General features: G+C 33.1%; 14 protein-coding genes. 5 read left to right on the forward strand and 9 right to left on the reverse strand.

Going from position 1 to position 15,783, the window contains the following annotated elements:
- Positions 1-266 precede the first annotated feature (266 nt).
- From GD630_RS12845 to GD630_RS12860, 4 genes are all read right to left on the reverse strand, one after another.
- Positions 267-1,508, reverse strand: a complete 1,242-nt coding sequence (locus GD630_RS12845) for an IS110 family RNA-guided transposase (RefSeq protein ID WP_238482909.1) — start codon at positions 1,506-1,508, stop codon at positions 267-269.
- A gap of 172 nt (positions 1,509-1,680) precedes the next feature.
- Positions 1,681-2,085 carry a lipocalin family protein gene (locus GD630_RS12850; RefSeq protein WP_143869017.1) on the reverse strand — a complete coding sequence of 135 codons (405 nt, stop codon included), beginning with the start codon at positions 2,083-2,085 and terminating at the stop codon, positions 1,681-1,683.
- Positions 2,086-2,662: 577 nt separating this feature from the next.
- The gene (locus tag GD630_RS12855) at positions 2,663-3,298 is read right to left on the reverse strand and encodes a recombinase family protein (RefSeq protein WP_117515556.1); all 636 of its coding nucleotides are present in this window, start codon (positions 3,296-3,298) and stop codon (positions 2,663-2,665) included.
- A gap of 283 nt (positions 3,299-3,581) precedes the next feature.
- On the reverse strand, positions 3,582-4,607 hold the full coding sequence (locus GD630_RS12860) for a DUF3871 family protein (protein ID WP_143869020.1): 1,026 nt from the start codon (positions 4,605-4,607) through the stop codon (positions 3,582-3,584).
- A gap of 295 nt (positions 4,608-4,902) precedes the next feature.
- Here GD630_RS12860 and GD630_RS12865 point away from each other — a divergent pair, with 295 nt between their 5' ends.
- Positions 4,903-5,529, forward strand: a complete 627-nt coding sequence (locus GD630_RS12865; protein ID WP_143869022.1) for a uracil-DNA glycosylase family protein — start codon at positions 4,903-4,905, stop codon at positions 5,527-5,529.
- A 487-nt stretch (positions 5,530-6,016) separates the two neighbouring features.
- Here GD630_RS12865 and GD630_RS12870 read toward each other — a convergent pair whose 3' ends face one another.
- From GD630_RS12870 to GD630_RS12885, 4 genes are all read right to left on the reverse strand, one after another.
- A complete protein-coding gene (locus tag GD630_RS12870) occupies positions 6,017-7,075 on the reverse strand; it encodes a phospholipase D family protein (protein WP_143869024.1) in 1,059 nt (352 codons plus the stop codon).
- Positions 7,076-7,405: 330 nt separating this feature from the next.
- Complete coding sequence (locus tag GD630_RS12875) at positions 7,406-8,026, reverse strand: hypothetical protein (RefSeq protein ID WP_143869026.1); 621 nt, start codon at positions 8,024-8,026, stop codon at positions 7,406-7,408.
- Positions 8,027-8,104: 78 nt separating this feature from the next.
- On the reverse strand, positions 8,105-9,313 hold the full coding sequence (locus GD630_RS12880; protein ID WP_143869028.1) for a hypothetical protein: 1,209 nt from the start codon (positions 9,311-9,313) through the stop codon (positions 8,105-8,107).
- A 159-nt stretch (positions 9,314-9,472) separates the two neighbouring features.
- Positions 9,473-10,453 (reverse strand): hypothetical protein, encoded by a 981-nt coding sequence (locus GD630_RS12885; protein ID WP_143869030.1) that lies wholly within the window; start codon positions 10,451-10,453, stop codon positions 9,473-9,475.
- A 154-nt stretch (positions 10,454-10,607) separates the two neighbouring features.
- Here GD630_RS12885 and GD630_RS12890 point away from each other — a divergent pair, with 154 nt between their 5' ends.
- On the forward strand, positions 10,608-11,702 hold the full coding sequence (locus GD630_RS12890; protein WP_143869032.1) for a DUF262 domain-containing protein: 1,095 nt from the start codon (positions 10,608-10,610) through the stop codon (positions 11,700-11,702).
- A complete protein-coding gene (locus GD630_RS12895; protein ID WP_143869034.1) occupies positions 11,699-12,346 on the forward strand; it encodes an MAE_28990/MAE_18760 family HEPN-like nuclease in 648 nt (215 codons plus the stop codon). Before GD630_RS12890 ends, GD630_RS12895 begins: the two co-directional genes overlap by 4 nt.
- Positions 12,347-12,377: 31 nt before the next feature.
- Here GD630_RS12895 and GD630_RS12900 read toward each other — a convergent pair whose 3' ends face one another.
- Positions 12,378-13,607: a site-specific integrase gene (locus tag GD630_RS12900; protein WP_143869036.1), complete on the reverse strand. Its 1,230-nt coding sequence runs from the start codon at positions 13,605-13,607 to the stop codon at positions 12,378-12,380.
- Between the two features lie 320 nt (positions 13,608-13,927).
- Between GD630_RS12900 and GD630_RS12905 the strand changes: the two genes are divergently transcribed.
- The gene (locus GD630_RS12905; RefSeq protein ID WP_143869038.1) at positions 13,928-14,509 is read left to right on the forward strand and encodes an RNA polymerase sigma-70 factor; all 582 of its coding nucleotides are present in this window, start codon (positions 13,928-13,930) and stop codon (positions 14,507-14,509) included.
- Between the two features lie 84 nt (positions 14,510-14,593).
- Positions 14,594-15,778, forward strand: coding sequence for a FecR family protein (locus GD630_RS12910; protein WP_143869040.1), 1,185 nt, complete (start codon positions 14,594-14,596; stop codon positions 15,776-15,778).
- Positions 15,779-15,783 lie beyond the last annotated feature (5 nt).

A 15,783-nucleotide genomic window follows, 5' to 3' on the forward strand; every position in this document is an offset into this window, starting at 1 on the left:
TAACGGCTGTTTTTACTTTGTTTTTATGTATTCTCTGAGCCAATGACACAAAAATAGAGAGCACTCACTGTTGGGCAAGTGCGCGGCTGGCATGTTCGGCAATTTATATTTATACTGCTGAGTTGATGTTGAATTTTCATACACGTGCTCATAATGTCACAAACTTTGCCTCTCAGCAGTTGGGACCAGTTTCATTTTCGGACTCGGGATGTTCCAGTAAAATTCGGCCTTGGATTAACTCAGTCCCCAGTTTTATATTGTGTAGGCTAATCTTTTTTCTTCGTCAGGACTACATGGTAGCCAAGTTTCTTTAACTCACCTTTCAGGTATTCCTTGCGTTGCTTCTCTTTCTTCTCAGGCACATAACTGTCTCCAAGCTCCTTGTATCTTCCGTCTGTTGACAACACATAGTGTATGCACTTGAGAAGGGAGTGCCCAACGGCAATCAACGCCTTTTTGTTGCCCTTGCGTGGGGCAAGTCGGTTGAAGCGTTCCATGAAGAACGTCCCTTTTGTTCGTGAGGCAGCCCATGCGGCTTCAACGAGTGTAGCCCTTACATGCTTGTCTCCGTGGCTCGTCCTTCCGCTCTTCTTCTTGCCAGCACTTTCGTTGTTGCCTGGACACATTCCTGCCCAGGAACAAAGATGCGCCGCAGTAGGAAAGTTGCCCATGTCAAGACCAATCTCGGCTATCAGTTCCTCGCAGGTGCGGTTTTGCACTCCGGGTATCTCGCTCAGCCTTGCAATGACATCTTCGTAGGGAGAGAGGATTTCCTTGATATGCCTGTCCATCTCCGTGATTTCCTCCGTGAGCCGTCTGTTGCATGAACGTATCTTCTGAAGCATGTATATCTTGTGGCTGTTCATATAACCCGTGCATGCCTCAAGCATTTCCTCCGCGGAATGCAGACAACGCTTGTGTCGTACAGACTCTATGTCTGCCAATGTCGGAATCCTGCCATCGCAAAGCATTTCTATCAGTTTGGTCGCAGTTGAGCCGCTCGTGTCGCTCAGAACGCTGGACAACTTGACATTGCCGTCCTCAAGCGTACGGATGATGCGGTTCTTGTTGGCCGACACCGTTTCTATCAGCTTGCGGCGGTAACGAGTAAGATCCCTAAGCTCGCGCTGCTCACGAGGGGGAATAAAACTGGGCTTGAGCAATCCTGCCATTAGCAACTGGCATATCCACTCACTGTCGTTCTTGTCTGTCTTGTGACCCGGAACATTCTTGATGTGACGGGCATTGACAATCCAGATGTTGCGGATGTAATCCTCGAACACGTTGTATATCGGTTTCCAATACACTCCAGTGCTCTCCATCGCAACGTGAGTGATTCCTAATGATACCAACCATTCTCTCAATTGTGTCAAAGAACTCGTGAAGGTGTCAAAAGACTTGGTCTCCTTACAGATCCCTTCGCCTTGGACCGTCGCTACCACCACCTTCTTGTGGATGTCCATACCGCAACCGCGCGATACAACCTGATCGAAATGAATCCCTGCCATAATCGTCATTATTAGTGATATGCTAAGATATACTAATAAGACGTGCGACAGAACATTTTCATTTACTTTGGCGACTTCTAAATTGTCATGAGGGTTTCATTTATTTAAAAACAGTAAAGTAAAGGAGTTAATGCTAGCCTAATAAGACTAGCACTATACGGTTAAATCCCAATTATTGTTTTGTGTATGTAATTACCTCTCCTTCACCTTCTTCATCAATATCATCAACTAATACCAGTTTGGAACTTGTCAGTTCTTGAACACGCATTGAATAAATATCAGTTTCTCCGTAACTATCTTCTTCCCAAATGAAAGTGAAGACCTTACTCTTCTCATCATAAGTATATTTGAAGTTTTCTACTCCTTCTTTATCTATTTGTCCGTTTTCATAAATCGCACTTGAACCTGTACCGTCTGAATTAATAGTCATTACGTCCTTATATTCCACAGAGTTCCTATTCTCTATACTAACCCAAGTACCTACTAATGGATTTTCATCATCGTCATCGCTACAAGAAGTAAAACCTGCACATAAAGCAATAACCAATAAAGTTGCAAAAAATCTAAATGTTTTCATATTCTGTAAATAATCTTTTCGTTAATAATTTAATTTGTAGTATAAGCTGCTCAAAAATTGAGTTGGCTACTTAAAAGATAGTAGCAAAAGTTGTTTCTTTATGTCTGATTCGTAGTTATATATCGTTTATCTACCCTGTTCCCTTTGGATAGTATTACACAATGAAAAAGGCGTGGAAACTATTGAATATTACTATCGTGAGGCTCTCGACTGCCTAGAATGGGTAATAAACAATAGCCCACGCCAAACGATATATAAACTATCCCCAATAAGATAGGTATATAACATTGACGTGAGCGTTCTTGCCTACTATCCCCATTCCTTGAAATTGTCGAGATTTCACGATAGGATAATATTTAAAACGCTCTTCGTTAACTAATATGTCCTTTCAGACCTAACACATTAGGTATCTGAAATTGCCACAAAGTTACGAAAAGCGTTTGTAATAGCAAGAACTATTGTTTATTAAAAGTTGAGGGCTATCCCTTCTTTATAAATCCATGGTAGTGGAAAAATTCAAGACTCCCCATATAAAAACTAAATCTCTGAATTTTTCCACCCCACCGATATTTTATGCTTATGGCTTTATAAACTGATTTTTTATCCGTTGAACGGTTGAAATACCAATACTTTGTAGCTTAGCTATATTTCTGATTGAATAGCCTTTTCTTAGTAAAGCAATGACTTCTTTATATTCTTCTTTTTTCTTATCATCCGTTTTAGTTGAACCTGTCTTTCTGCCAAGTTTACCACCTTTGGCAATATAATTTGCCCTACCACTATTCAAACGGTATTGGATATTACTTCTTTCGATATTTGCCATTTCTGCAAGCACTGTCACCATGATAGACGCTATTGGATTAACTTCCCCATTTGGTTGCAAAGTATATAAGCCCAAGTTCTGTATGTAAACCGATACTTTCGATTCATGTAATATATCTAAAGAGCGAAGAACCTGTAATGTGCTTCTTCCTAGTCTTGACAATTCAGACAAAAGTAGGATATTCACAGATTCACGTTTACAGTATTCCAAACATTCTCCTAAAATCTGTCTTTCCTCTATTTTCTTTGCACCTGAAATATGCTCTTGGAATATATTCACAATTTCTATACCCTGTGAAATAGCATATTTCTTTAAATCCTCTATTTGTCTGCTTGTGTCCTGTCTGTCATTACTTGACGAAACACGGGCATATATTACGGCTGTTTTCATTTTATTCTTTGATTAAATTGATAACATGAAAGAATGTGTTCAAACCACCTTTGCAGATTTATTTGAACACATTTCTATTTTGAACACTAACGAGGTTTATTCGCTTCTTCAATATCCCATAAGCCAACTAAAAGAATAAGCAAGATTAACGGAACACAACCTGTTATAAAAGACAATACCACCCAAAAGAGCCAAACAAGTATCTTATAATAGAACATGATTCTTTGTTTTACGTAGTTAATAAAATAGGAGAATACCCATTTCTGAATATTCCCCTGTTTAATCAATCAATAAACCACTTATATTTAGTGTCTCCATGTAAAGCGGCATTTATTCCCGTTGCTATTTCGGTTGCATTTACTGCTCTATCCAAGAATGAATCTATATAACTGCTCTTATTTGCTCCTGTCAATAGATTGTACAATTTCCACATACTAATATCATTTCCCAAGCTCCCAAAGTTCTTATCATTAATGTATGCTTTTGCAACTGTATTTATTTGCGAATCTGTGATAAGCATTTTAGGAATATTTTTCTGATAACCTTGTGGTAATGATTGATGAAGTCTCATCCTCCCAAGTAGTTGGCAAAATTGATGTTCTGTAAGGTATGAATTACCAAGTGTTTGCAGTAAGTGTAGATGTTTTGCAGGTTGGTAACTCTGAAACATTTCCAATACTGCCCGATATAAATCTTTGGTATTAGTTACTTCCAAACAGCTAAGAAAACCGTCTGTTGACACACACAAGTTTGTGCATACTTTACAAATAAAGCCAATAAACACTTTAAAGCGTTCTGCTCCTTTCTTTGAATAAAGATTAGTGTGATTATAAGCACGAACACCACCAATAGTTAATATTAACTTATTCCCGTTCACCGTTTCGTAAATCGTAGGAATCTGAATAATAAAAGCACATCTTTCGTAGTAGATAGTCTTATCACTTTCGAGAAGTTGATTTGCAGGTTTGTGTATTGCTTCGGGCACTCTCCCTTTAATAATATGACTTACACGAATATCGGGCTTATCAATACTTTCACCACTGAAGAACGTATTTGCAGCGTCATAAACAGTATCAATAAATGCAGGGTGAGGAATTGTAAGCTCATTATCTTTGGCAAATACGGGTGTAATACAATCTTCTTTCAAATGTTGCATTGTTACCTCTAATGTATTAGCTTCCAAGAAATGAGGATTCTCTTTTTTAACTTTTGGTTGTTCTTCGATTATTACCGCTTCTTCTGCATACTCACCAAAGTTACTTTCTCTTCTTACCTGTGGCACATTGCCAATAATTTGTAGATTTCTCATAACGAATAAAATTTTAAATGATTTATAAATTGATTACGTGGAGAATAGATATTTCGTTTCTCTCCAACTACCCTCGGGGGGTGTTAGAGGGTACTGTTCATGCGCTCATGTAACTTTCAATTCAGTAAATCATAGGAGAAGAAAGCTGATATATATTTAGGCTCTTATTTTAACAGGTAGGGGGTATTATATATAAGTATCTGTACTCTATTGCATACATCTAATTCATATATTATTTATTTGGAACACTTACATTTTCTTCATATCTTCGTAATTCATAATAAAAGGAAAAGTCATGAATAGTAAATACAAAGAATACAAAGCACCATATATACTTGAAAAACATCCTTTTGAAGCATATATTCCCGAAAAAGCTAAAACTTTAATCATAGGCACATTTCCAACTCGTAAAGAAAATCGTAAATTTGAGTTTTATTATGCTAATGAAAAGAATGTGTTTTGGGATATTTTAGGGAAAATCTTCAATTTTCAATTTCATTTCGATGAAGGAATGAAAGCTGTAAATGAAAGAAAAGAATTTCTTAAAGATAATTTAATTGGAATCACTGATATGCACCTATTATGTTATCGCAGAAAAGGCTCTTCATCGGATAAAGATATTCTCCACGTAAAATTGCAAGACATTTTCTTCTTATTATCACAATACCCTTCAATAAATAAATTAATATTAACTAGCAGAACGGAATATGTTGGAGCTTTAGGACTGTTGAAAATATATTTCATGCAACAAGACAAATTCCTTGAAATACCACAAAGTGCAACGAAACTCATTAAAAATACTTTTATTTATGAAGAAAGAACCATTAAGATATTTGTGCCATATTCAACTTCTCCTAAAGTAATGAAGGATTATGAATTCGATTTCATTTTAAATATGTACAAGCAAGTTTTTAGTGATTAATAATATTATTCATGAAATCAAAGATATTATAATTTAAACTCATATTAAGGCTCCTATTTTTATAGGTAGGGGGGGATTATATATAAGTACCTATACTTTATTGCGTGCCTATGTATTACTATGCACTATAATAGAAAGGAGAGTATTATACTGTCATATAAAGATATGCTAAGTAGTAATATCAGAAATTGAGTATTGTTTATTTTTTTACCTTGTTTATTATGAGTAACTTTGGGTATTCTTAAAAATCAAGAACTACCTGTTTGGCAATGGTTCAACTCCTTGAATTATATGTAAATCAAACAGGTCATATTTGCATTTTCCCACACTTCCATTGGGAAAATTAACTCCCATATTTAAAATTGCGAACTGCTATATCCCTTGTATTAGACAAGAATTTAGAAGTTCCACAAAAAAAGCCGCAGTTGAGCACATTTGTAAGTGTACTCGCTTGCGGCTATTTTTATTCTTATTGACATAACAGAACTTACTCTATTTTCGTCAATATATCATCGTTGATTTTGACTATTTTTCTAATGATATAATTTGCATATTCTGGAGTTATTTGAAGTTTATCTGCACCTCGCATTAAGCTTCCATAACTGTTCTTCCCACTAGGGGTAGCATTGAATATTCCATTTACCTCTTTTAATAATTCTGAAATAGTAATATTATATTTTTGCCATTGTTCTCCATAATAAGGTGTCAAATTTTCTCCTTCTACATAATATGGCCAACGCTCTTTGTTTTTTAAGACCTTGTATGATTCTGATTTCACACGATATATTGATACAACATTTTTATGTCCCACAGCATAAACAATAAGAATATCACCCAATTTTACTTTTCTAGGAGGGCGTGCAAAATGTAATTTTTCTGTTAAAGAATTGTATTGCTTATCTAATGGTATGGGATTAGCAATCACCCCTACAGGTTTCAGCCAATAATTAGCTCCTGTAGGAATGTTTACTGGAATTTCTTTAACTTTATAAAAATCAGATAAGTCAATATTCGAACTGCTTTCAGTACGGTCTTTTATATTAGGTGCTATGTGTTCATCAAAAAAATGTATATCTTGTTCTGTTATTGGTTTATAAATTATGCTTTTATATAATGTACTAACTATATCTTCTATATCATCAGAATTAGAAATGGAAATTCCCCATTCATTGTTTTTTTTCAATCCCTTTTGAGTAAAATTTGCAGATGTAATTATTGCACTAGTATAAATATTACTCCGTTTACAGATGTAAATTTTCCCATGCAATGAATTGTCTATTAGTATGCTGACTTTTACTTGTCTTTTCTCTCCAAATGATTTCAACTTTTTGAAAAAAGAGATTTTACCTTTCAGGTCGTCATTTGAGTCTTTAAAAGTAGTTATAAGCGTTATTTCTTTTAAATGAGTTAATTCCTCAAATGGAAAGAATGAGAAATTTTTAGATAAAAAAGGACTAACAATTAATATATCATCAGCTTCTCTAAAACAGCGTAACAGTTTTTGTTCATGATTTTCATTGTGATTTTCATTGTTTATTATTTCCATATTAATTAGATTTGATGTTTACAACAAAAATACATATAAAATAGACAAAAACGAATATTCATTCTCTAAAATATAATTTTATATATACATAAAAGCTGATTTTTTAGTAGTAGGGGAAAATGTGTGTTATAATATATAATTAATATTAGATACTTTTTCCCCACTACCTTACCTATGTAAAGCTAAGAATGGCTTGTAATACTAATAATAACACTGCACTTTGCCGTACACAGAAAAAATCACTTTTATTGCATCCTATTCTATAAAACAGGTATGTACAAGGGAAAAAGTATTGTATATTAATATATTAATAAAGAACACTTTTTCTCCTTACTTGGGAATTATGATATTCCCATTATCGTCTATCTCTGCTATTTTATTTACTTTCTTCGTGGATAGTTTTTTCTGCTTGGAAAAATCATTTTCTAATAGAATATTTTCAGTATGTAAAGTTAAGGGAGTAGTAATTGATACTAGATTAGCACCAGCAAGCTCTATAATATACTTTTCATAAGTTTTTTTATCTATTCCGATTACTTTGATTATATTTTTCTTAATCAGTTCTATATTGCCATATTGGGATAATAGAAGCAATTGGATAAAGAAACCCTTACTCGCTGTATCCAGTTCGATTAAGACAAACTTTTTGGAGATAGTGATACATTGTTCTTCCATTGCAGGGATATGGTAAATATTGCGCCTAGTTTTAGTCCTATAACCGTTATCCTCTGAATATAGTTTTATATTCAAATATTCTTTAAATACCTTATTAAAACTTCCTAGTTTATCGCCACATGTTCTTTTCAATTCATCTAAAGTAATTCTCACATTATACCAATCATCTCTTGAAAGAGACAAACAGAAAAATCTATAAATATATGCAGGCTTAAATCTATTTAAAATAGAATAGTTTACAGTCGCCTGATTTTTACAATTAACAGGTAAAAGCATTTTTAACAATAATAATATGTTACTTAATTTTAGAAAGTCCACCTGTCACATGGACTTTCTATTAGAATATAATATGAATTAGGCTGCCTTTCCTATAATATCATGGTTCCTTAGATATTGGCTATGCAAAGCTGAATATATTTCGTTCAATTTATCAATGGATATATTAGATATAAATGTAACGGTATCTTTATCCAAAGTCTTAACTGTTTCTATGACTTCATTAATTCCAATTGCACTTTCTGCGCTTTGTGGTTTATGCTTTGCTAACATAGTCATAGCATCAATCATATAACGTTCTTTGATAAACTTATCTTTGAAACCCACAATTTTCAAAGTGTCTATAATTCTATCACCAACTGATAAATCATATTCAAATTTAGCTTCAACCTCACCAACCATTGCATCATTCCAAACTTTTAGACTTAAGGTCTTCCCTTGATTATAATATTTAGTAATTACACTAATATTAGCTTTCAGCTCTTTAGCTTTTTGGAATATCTTTTGATAAAACTCATGTTGAGTAGCCAATGCCGCATTACCTGCCTTTTCCATGCCATTAAACCCTCTACTTAGTACATTATTTATCCCTCTATACTTTGCAAACTCTTGCAATGATACAAATTCCTTGATTCTAACATTTTCAACAATTAAAGCTGATTCATCTTTAACCACCCTATCAATATTGGCTTCATGATAAGTTTTCCATAGCCAATATCCATTTGCCGTATCAACAGGCACATAAACATTTGGAGTATTTTTAGGAATAACATTACCATTCAAGTCTTTCAACTCAATATCCGCTTCATAGAAAGTTTGAGCTGCCGTTACAAACAGAGCCGTTTTTTCAAATTTATCATCACCAATCAAATCTTTTCCCAATTCAACATTCACTTTAGTTACAGTCATATTATAATCGGAAATTGCAATAATAATATCCTCTTTTCTTTTGCTAATAACCTCCTTTTCTTCTGTAGATTCTTCCACTTGCCAAAACTCTACTGAAATAGTAGGAAGTTCAACATCATGCAATGCAACCATATAATCCTTTTCAGCCTTAGCAACATTAGTTTTAGCAGCTTTTACAATATTGGTATCTGCATCTGCATTATCAGATAGATATTGCCTTTTTTCCATTAGGATTTTGCGAGCGTTTTCCAACACTTCATTTTTTGACAAAGTTTCTGTTTGAGTTTCTTGTTGTTTTTCCATATTACCACTATTTTTTAAAGATTCCACATTAACATTTACATTCTCGTTTACTGTCATTGCATCAGTTGTTTCCATTGCCTCTTTATTTTTATATTAATAACTAAGTTTTTAAGTAATCATCAACTTGGCGCCTTACTGTTTTTGATTACGATGCAAAGATATGGGTAATACAAAAAAAAGGAACAGATTCTAATCTGTTCCCCCAAGTAACCCTAAAATGTTAAATACGATTAACTAATCTACTTTTATATCGTGACCATAAAAATAGCTTCCCATTGTATTAGCTTCATATCCTTCGTAATCTATAAGAAGTTTATTGTAATATTCCAATCTATTACGATAATATAGTTCTTCATCTTTATTCAAATGTATTGTATTATCATCAAAAGAATGCAAACAAAGAAAATCCAAAGTATAAAGAAGAAGATATTTTTCATCCGTGGTAGCACATTCTGATTCATTGGGAATAATTAAACGAATAGCTTTTAGCAGCTCCGTTACAAAGAAGAAATTAAAAGCTCTCTCACTCTCTGCTTTCGGAGTATCCTTGTTTATATAAAGATAGTCATTATCGTCAAATAGTTTATGAGTTGGTTCTGCTAATACAAACACTCGTTCTATATCTTTTTTATTTGATAAAGTAATAACATCTGATTTCACAGCCTTTTTAGCTCTAATCGTAATATTTAATATGGTATTTTCATTATCAATGCATTCTTTTAATAGAATCCGTATTTCATTGGCTCTATCGTTTGATAAATTTTCTCCAAATATTGGAAATAACGAGACTAAGTCAATCTTATCTGTAACAGAGAAAGGACGTTGTTTTTTTTCTCCTTTTATCCTTACTATCACTTCTAAATTATCAATATTCGCTTTCACAAAATCCTGAACTCTTTTTGCTTCATTATTATTGGAAAGTTTCGCCGTATACTTCCCGCAGTATTTTACAAGGTGCAGAGTATAAATATAAATAATCAATCCCCAGAAAGCTTCTTTATCAAGATGTAGCTTGGTTAGATACTCTTGTAATTTCTCATGCTTATAAAAAGTACTTTCCGTGACTTTAGGAGGAAGTTGTTGTAAGAAACCATTATATTTTCTACAAAAGATATAATTCTCATTGGTAAGGTCACCCCAATCGCCATCGAATACCCAAAAATATCTATCTTGGTATATATTTACATATCTAAAAAGATTATCCGTTATTTCCATTATTATAGAATATCAAATACTCAAACAAAGATAACCAAAAACACAAGAATAACCATATTCCTTTAAACAATAAAAATATCCATAAGCTATTCCTCTCATATTTAGAAAATCTTTATTACTTTTGTAATATTTAGAAATTTTAGAACCCGAAATTATGGAAACAACATCAACTTTATATTCTGAATTAGAATCAAAAAAGACTTATTTTAGGACTGACAATTACAGCATGTCAATTGGAGAACTAGTTAACATGTATAGGTCAGATGAATTAATTATTAAACCTGAATATCAAAGACTTTTCAGATGGACATATGGACAAAAAGTAAGATTAATAGAGTCTTTAATGTTGGGGATTCCTTTACCAACCATTTTTATTTTTCAGAATGAAAATGGTATTTGGGAATTGGTGGATGGATTGCAAAGAATTTCTACGATATTACAATTCATGAATGAATTGAAAGGAGAAAATAAACTAGTTCTTAGTCGCACTGAATACTTAACTCATTTTGAGAATGTGTGCTGGTTCAAAGAAAATGATTCAGAAATTGAATTGGACAATGCCCTAAAATTAAGTTTCAAAAGAACTAAATTAAATTTTACGATAATATATAGTGAATCAGACCCCAAAGCTAAGTTTGAAGTGTTTCAACGTTTAAATACAGGTGGCTCAAATGCATCTAAACAAGAAATAAGAAATAGTATACAAATAATGATAAAACCATCTGTCTATGACTGGTTCTCTCAATTAGCTAATAATGAGCATTTTCTCAACACATTATCTTTAACCGACCGGTTACTTGACGAACAATATCATTTAGAGTTATTACTAAGGTTTGTAGCATTAACCAATTTTCCTTATGATAATAAAAAAGAACTAGGAGATTTTCTAGACGACATTAATAAAGTCATTTTATATGATGAGAACTTTCCTTTTGAACCAACTAAAAATAAATTTCTTAACACATTTGAACTACTAGACAATGCACTTTCTGATAGAGTTTTCAAAAAATTCGATGGTCACAGCTTTAAAGGCAAGTTTTTAGAATCATCTTTTGAAGCAATAGCAATAGGAATAGCAGAGAATATAGATTCATATATTCAGAATAATATCTCACATCGGATATTAACAGAGAAAATAAGAAGCTTATATAGTAAAGATTTCTATAAGAATAATGCAGGGTCAGGGTCCAATGCTAAATCGAGAATAAATAAAATAGTGCCAGCTGCAATAGACTTTTTCAAAGTATGAGCGATAAAATTTTCACAGTAGAAGACTTAGTAACTAAAATTGATGAGGATTTATCTTGGAGAAAGAAAGAATTATATTTCATAAAAACTCAAATTCCTAAAGATAAATCCCCAAAACAATCAGCCTACTTACGTTTAGCAATTCCCTTATTATACGCACATTGGGAGGGGTTTGCTAAATCTTCAATGGAAGCATATCTCAAATTTGTATCACTTAAATATCTAAAGCACACAGACTTAAAGCCACAATTCATTGCTTTGTCTCTATCCAAATTATTGGGGCTAAGTGAGATTAAAAATCTAGAGGGAAAAACCATTATTGTAAAAGAACTTTTATCAAGATTAAACGATAAAGCCAAAATTCCCACCAAAGAAGTTATACAAACTAAGTCAAATCTAAGATACGATGTATTTCGTGAAATTATTTATACTCTTAGTCTTTCGGAAACTGTATTTAGTAAATATAAAAGTTTTATTGATGATTTAGTAGATACAAGAAATCACATAGCACACGGAAACTATTTAAGAGTAGAATACAACGATTGCATAACAATGTGCAATGATTTAACTAGCTTACTTGAAACACTAAAAACAGAAATCATCAATTCAGCAGTATTAGAGTTATACAAAAAGCCTTCTCCATAAAACCATGGAGAAGCCCTTTCTTTATCAAGTCTCAAAGTAAATTTTTCATTGCTTCATCTATCTGCTCATTTTCAAAGCTATCAAGATAATACTGTGTCGTTGACAAACTTGTATGTCCCAATGATTCACTTATCAATGCGATATTTACACCAGAACGTTTTAATACCGTTGCAAATGAATGACGTGCAACATAGGTTGTCAACGGAATACTAATATCCAAATGAGCACCTATCTTTTTAAGAGCTTTATTCATGCCTTTTATCACTTTTCTAATCCTGTCATATTGCTGTTGTTCAGTAATATGAAAATTACGGTCTAATATTGGGAAAACATAATCATTCAGTTGTGAGTGCGGTTTCCTATATTTATCTACAATTTGTACGGCTTGAGGTAAAAGTTGAAATGTAATAGGCTGCTTTGTCTTATGTCGTACAAAGCATATTCGATTATTCACAATATCTGAATACTTCAAATATGCTATATCAATCATATTCATACCACAACCAAGATAACTAAAAGAAAATAAGTCTTTAGTCAAATAAAGTAATGGACTATAATAAGTTGTTATCTCCATTAAATCAACATTCATTATTTTATGTATTTCAGCCTTAGTAATTGCCCTCTTACATTTACCCTTGCGATAATGAGATATTTTGAATTTTACAAAAGGATAATACTTCTCGTTCACCACATTATCTTCTATTGCTTTATTATAAACAGCACGTAATTCTCTCATTCGTATTCCAATCGTATTATCAGAATTACCACGTTTACGAAGATAAAGTTCATAACGCTTTAACCAATTTACATCAATATCCGTGAAAGGTATATCCAAGTTACCTGCGAATCTCAATACAGAATTATAACAACTAATGTAAGCTTTGGCATTACCTAACCGTTTCTCGGCAGTCATATACTGTATGATGTATTGAATATAATCTCCCACATTCTGTTTATTACAACTTCGTTCCACATATTCAGCCAAAGATTGTGGAGTAAAGTCTTTACCAAGTGTTTTCAGTTCAAACATCATATTGACATATTCTTGTCTCGTTTGATTCATGATATTCAATAACTGTTCACGATTGGGATAGTTTCTTTTAGGTTCTTCCTTATCAAAATTCCAACAAGAAGCTTTGATTGAAATTCCCAAAGATTTAAAGTAACGTAACTTACCTTGGCTAATTCTCAACATTAACGGATGTTCTCCATTAGCTAAAACTTTTGATTTAAAACAAATAATGCCTATATTAGCATCCATAACGTAACATATTATTGTCACATTTTGGTTTGCGCTACGGTTTACACCGATAAGCAAATAGGAGATATTTTAGAAGTCAGATATAAGATTTAGCAAAAGCCAAAATCTTCATAAATGACTTATATTCAGTAGCTCTGCTGGTAGCTTTCAAAGGCTAAGCCTTTGGAAGACGCAGGTTCATAATCATGAGGTCCCCGGTTCAATCCCGGGTCCCGCTACTTGATAAGAATAAGGCATTTGAGAGGCTTCCACTCTTGGGTGCCTTTTTCTTTTAATAGATAATTCTTATATTTGTCACGTGAGTATCAATATCACCCACAATGAACGAAGAGAAAACTCCTTTTATAGAAAACTTGAATAAGCAACAAACAAGTGCTTATCACCAACTTTATGATGAATATTATAAAGTATTAGTATTGTACGCTATAAATTTTCTCTCCTCTCAACAGGCAGCAGAAGATATCGTACAGGAGCTTTTCGCTACAATGTGGGAAAAGAAGATGAAATTTCTATCCCTGCCTTCATTTCGTACCTATCTTTATAATTCTGTACGAAACGCCTCTCTAAATTATTTAAAACATCAGAATGTTGAATCTCTTTATCTCGAACATCTGGCAAATACCTACCGGGAAATAATAGAAGAAGAAGACACTAATGAAGAAGAAGTTTATCGTTTACTCTTTCGGGCAATTGACAAATTGCCCACGCGTTGCCGGGAAGTATTCCTATTACATATGGATGGAAAAAAGAACGAAGAGATAGCCACACTACTAGGAATTTCTATCGAAACAGTGAAAACACAAAAGAAAAGAGCCATACAATTTATCAAAGAACAGATGGGTACATACTATTTTCTTCTTCCTTTATGTGACATTTTGTATAGTTCCAAGTTTTTTTCTTAATCAAAATAATCTTTTTTATAAAGTTTGTACCTCTTTTCAATATCCAAGTTGTCTTATTAACAAATAATAAGACAACGGAAATATATGAAGGGTAAATTAAATGTAGAAGAATTAGTCGCTAAATATCTCCTTGGCGATATTACAGCTCCCGAAAGAAAACAACTTGAGGATTGGACCAAGAGTTCGCCAGAACGAAAAGAGTTTTTCAATCGTCTATGCACAAATATTGCTTTTCGTGAACGTTACGAAGCTTATTCACATATCAATTCTCATCTTGCCTGGAAAAGGTTCAAAAAGAAATATTGCCCCTCAATCATTTCAACTTACCTAAAATATGCTGCTATTTTAGTAATACCTATATTAATAATAACAGGGGGATGGTATTTTTCTACTTCTCCGCAGGTAGAAACTTTGAATAATTTTACTTTGGGAGATGCCATACAACCGGGAATTCCTAAAGCCACACTGATATTAGCGGAAAACAATAAACAATCACTTACCCCCACATATCCAATACCGGTCAAAGTGAATCATTCTACAACTGCCATAGCTCAAAATGGTACACTTATCTATCCTACAACCCCTAATATAAACGACACCCTCCTTACAAAACAAAACGAAACTATAGAAAACAATACTTTAACAACCGAACAAGGAAATGAATTTAGGGTAACCTTTGAGGATGGAACAACTGTACATCTCAATTATAATACAGAAATACGATATCCTGTAAAATTCAGTAAAACCAAACGTATAGTTTATCTAAAAGGAGAAGCCTATTTTAAAATAGCCAAAGATAGCCGTCCTTTTTATGTTATCACTGATCAAGGAACAATCAAACAGTATGGTACAGAATTTAATGTCAATACATTTATACCTGAACGAACAGAGGTTGCATTAGTAAAGGGAAGCATCAGCATTGTCTCCAAAGAAAGTGCACAAGAACAGTTTATTAAACCAGGACAACTGGCACATATTGAACAAAATGGGAATAATGTCTCCATATACGATGTAGACCTCACTCCCTATGTAGCATGGAATGAAGGTCGACTCATTTTTGAAAATCGCACTTTGGAAAATATAGTTGAGATTCTAGAACATTGGTATAATGTTAATATTTCCTTTGGTACCCCTGAACTAAAACAACTTCGATTCACAGGAAACATGGATCGTTATGCCACAATCACTCCCATATTAAAAGCTATTGCACGTACTACAAATCTGCAAATAAATATCAAAGACAGAGAGATATTAATCACAGACAATTAATTACT

Origin of the sequence: Bacteroides zhangwenhongii, from assembly GCF_009193325.2 — a bacterium.
GTDB classification, from domain to species: Bacteria; Bacteroidota; Bacteroidia; order Bacteroidales; family Bacteroidaceae; genus Bacteroides; species Bacteroides zhangwenhongii.

Coding starts and splice junctions, on each gene's coding strand:
- GD630_RS12845 (WP_238482909.1), bottom strand. CDS start 1,508: ATGGCAGGGATTCATTTCGATCAGGTTGTATCGCGCGGTTGCGGTATG.
- GD630_RS12850 (WP_143869017.1), bottom strand. CDS start 2,085: ATGAAAACATTTAGATTTTTTGCAACTTTATTGGTTATTGCTTTATGT.
- GD630_RS12855 (WP_117515556.1), bottom strand. CDS start 3,298: ATGAAAACAGCCGTAATATATGCCCGTGTTTCGTCAAGTAATGACAGA.
- GD630_RS12860 (WP_143869020.1), bottom strand. CDS start 4,607: ATGAGAAATCTACAAATTATTGGCAATGTGCCACAGGTAAGAAGAGAA.
- GD630_RS12865 (WP_143869022.1), top strand. CDS start 4,903: ATGAATAGTAAATACAAAGAATACAAAGCACCATATATACTTGAAAAA.
- GD630_RS12870 (WP_143869024.1), bottom strand. CDS start 7,075: ATGGAAATAATAAACAATGAAAATCACAATGAAAATCATGAACAAAAA.
- GD630_RS12875 (WP_143869026.1), bottom strand. CDS start 8,026: ATGCTTTTACCTGTTAATTGTAAAAATCAGGCGACTGTAAACTATTCT.
- GD630_RS12880 (WP_143869028.1), bottom strand. CDS start 9,313: ATGGAAACAACTGATGCAATGACAGTAAACGAGAATGTAAATGTTAAT.
- GD630_RS12885 (WP_143869030.1), bottom strand. CDS start 10,453: ATGGAAATAACGGATAATCTTTTTAGATATGTAAATATATACCAAGAT.
- GD630_RS12890 (WP_143869032.1), top strand. CDS start 10,608: ATGGAAACAACATCAACTTTATATTCTGAATTAGAATCAAAAAAGACT.
- GD630_RS12895 (WP_143869034.1), top strand. CDS start 11,699: ATGAGCGATAAAATTTTCACAGTAGAAGACTTAGTAACTAAAATTGAT.
- GD630_RS12900 (WP_143869036.1), bottom strand. CDS start 13,607: ATGGATGCTAATATAGGCATTATTTGTTTTAAATCAAAAGTTTTAGCT.
- GD630_RS12905 (WP_143869038.1), top strand. CDS start 13,928: ATGAACGAAGAGAAAACTCCTTTTATAGAAAACTTGAATAAGCAACAA.
- GD630_RS12910 (WP_143869040.1), top strand. CDS start 14,594: ATGAAGGGTAAATTAAATGTAGAAGAATTAGTCGCTAAATATCTCCTT.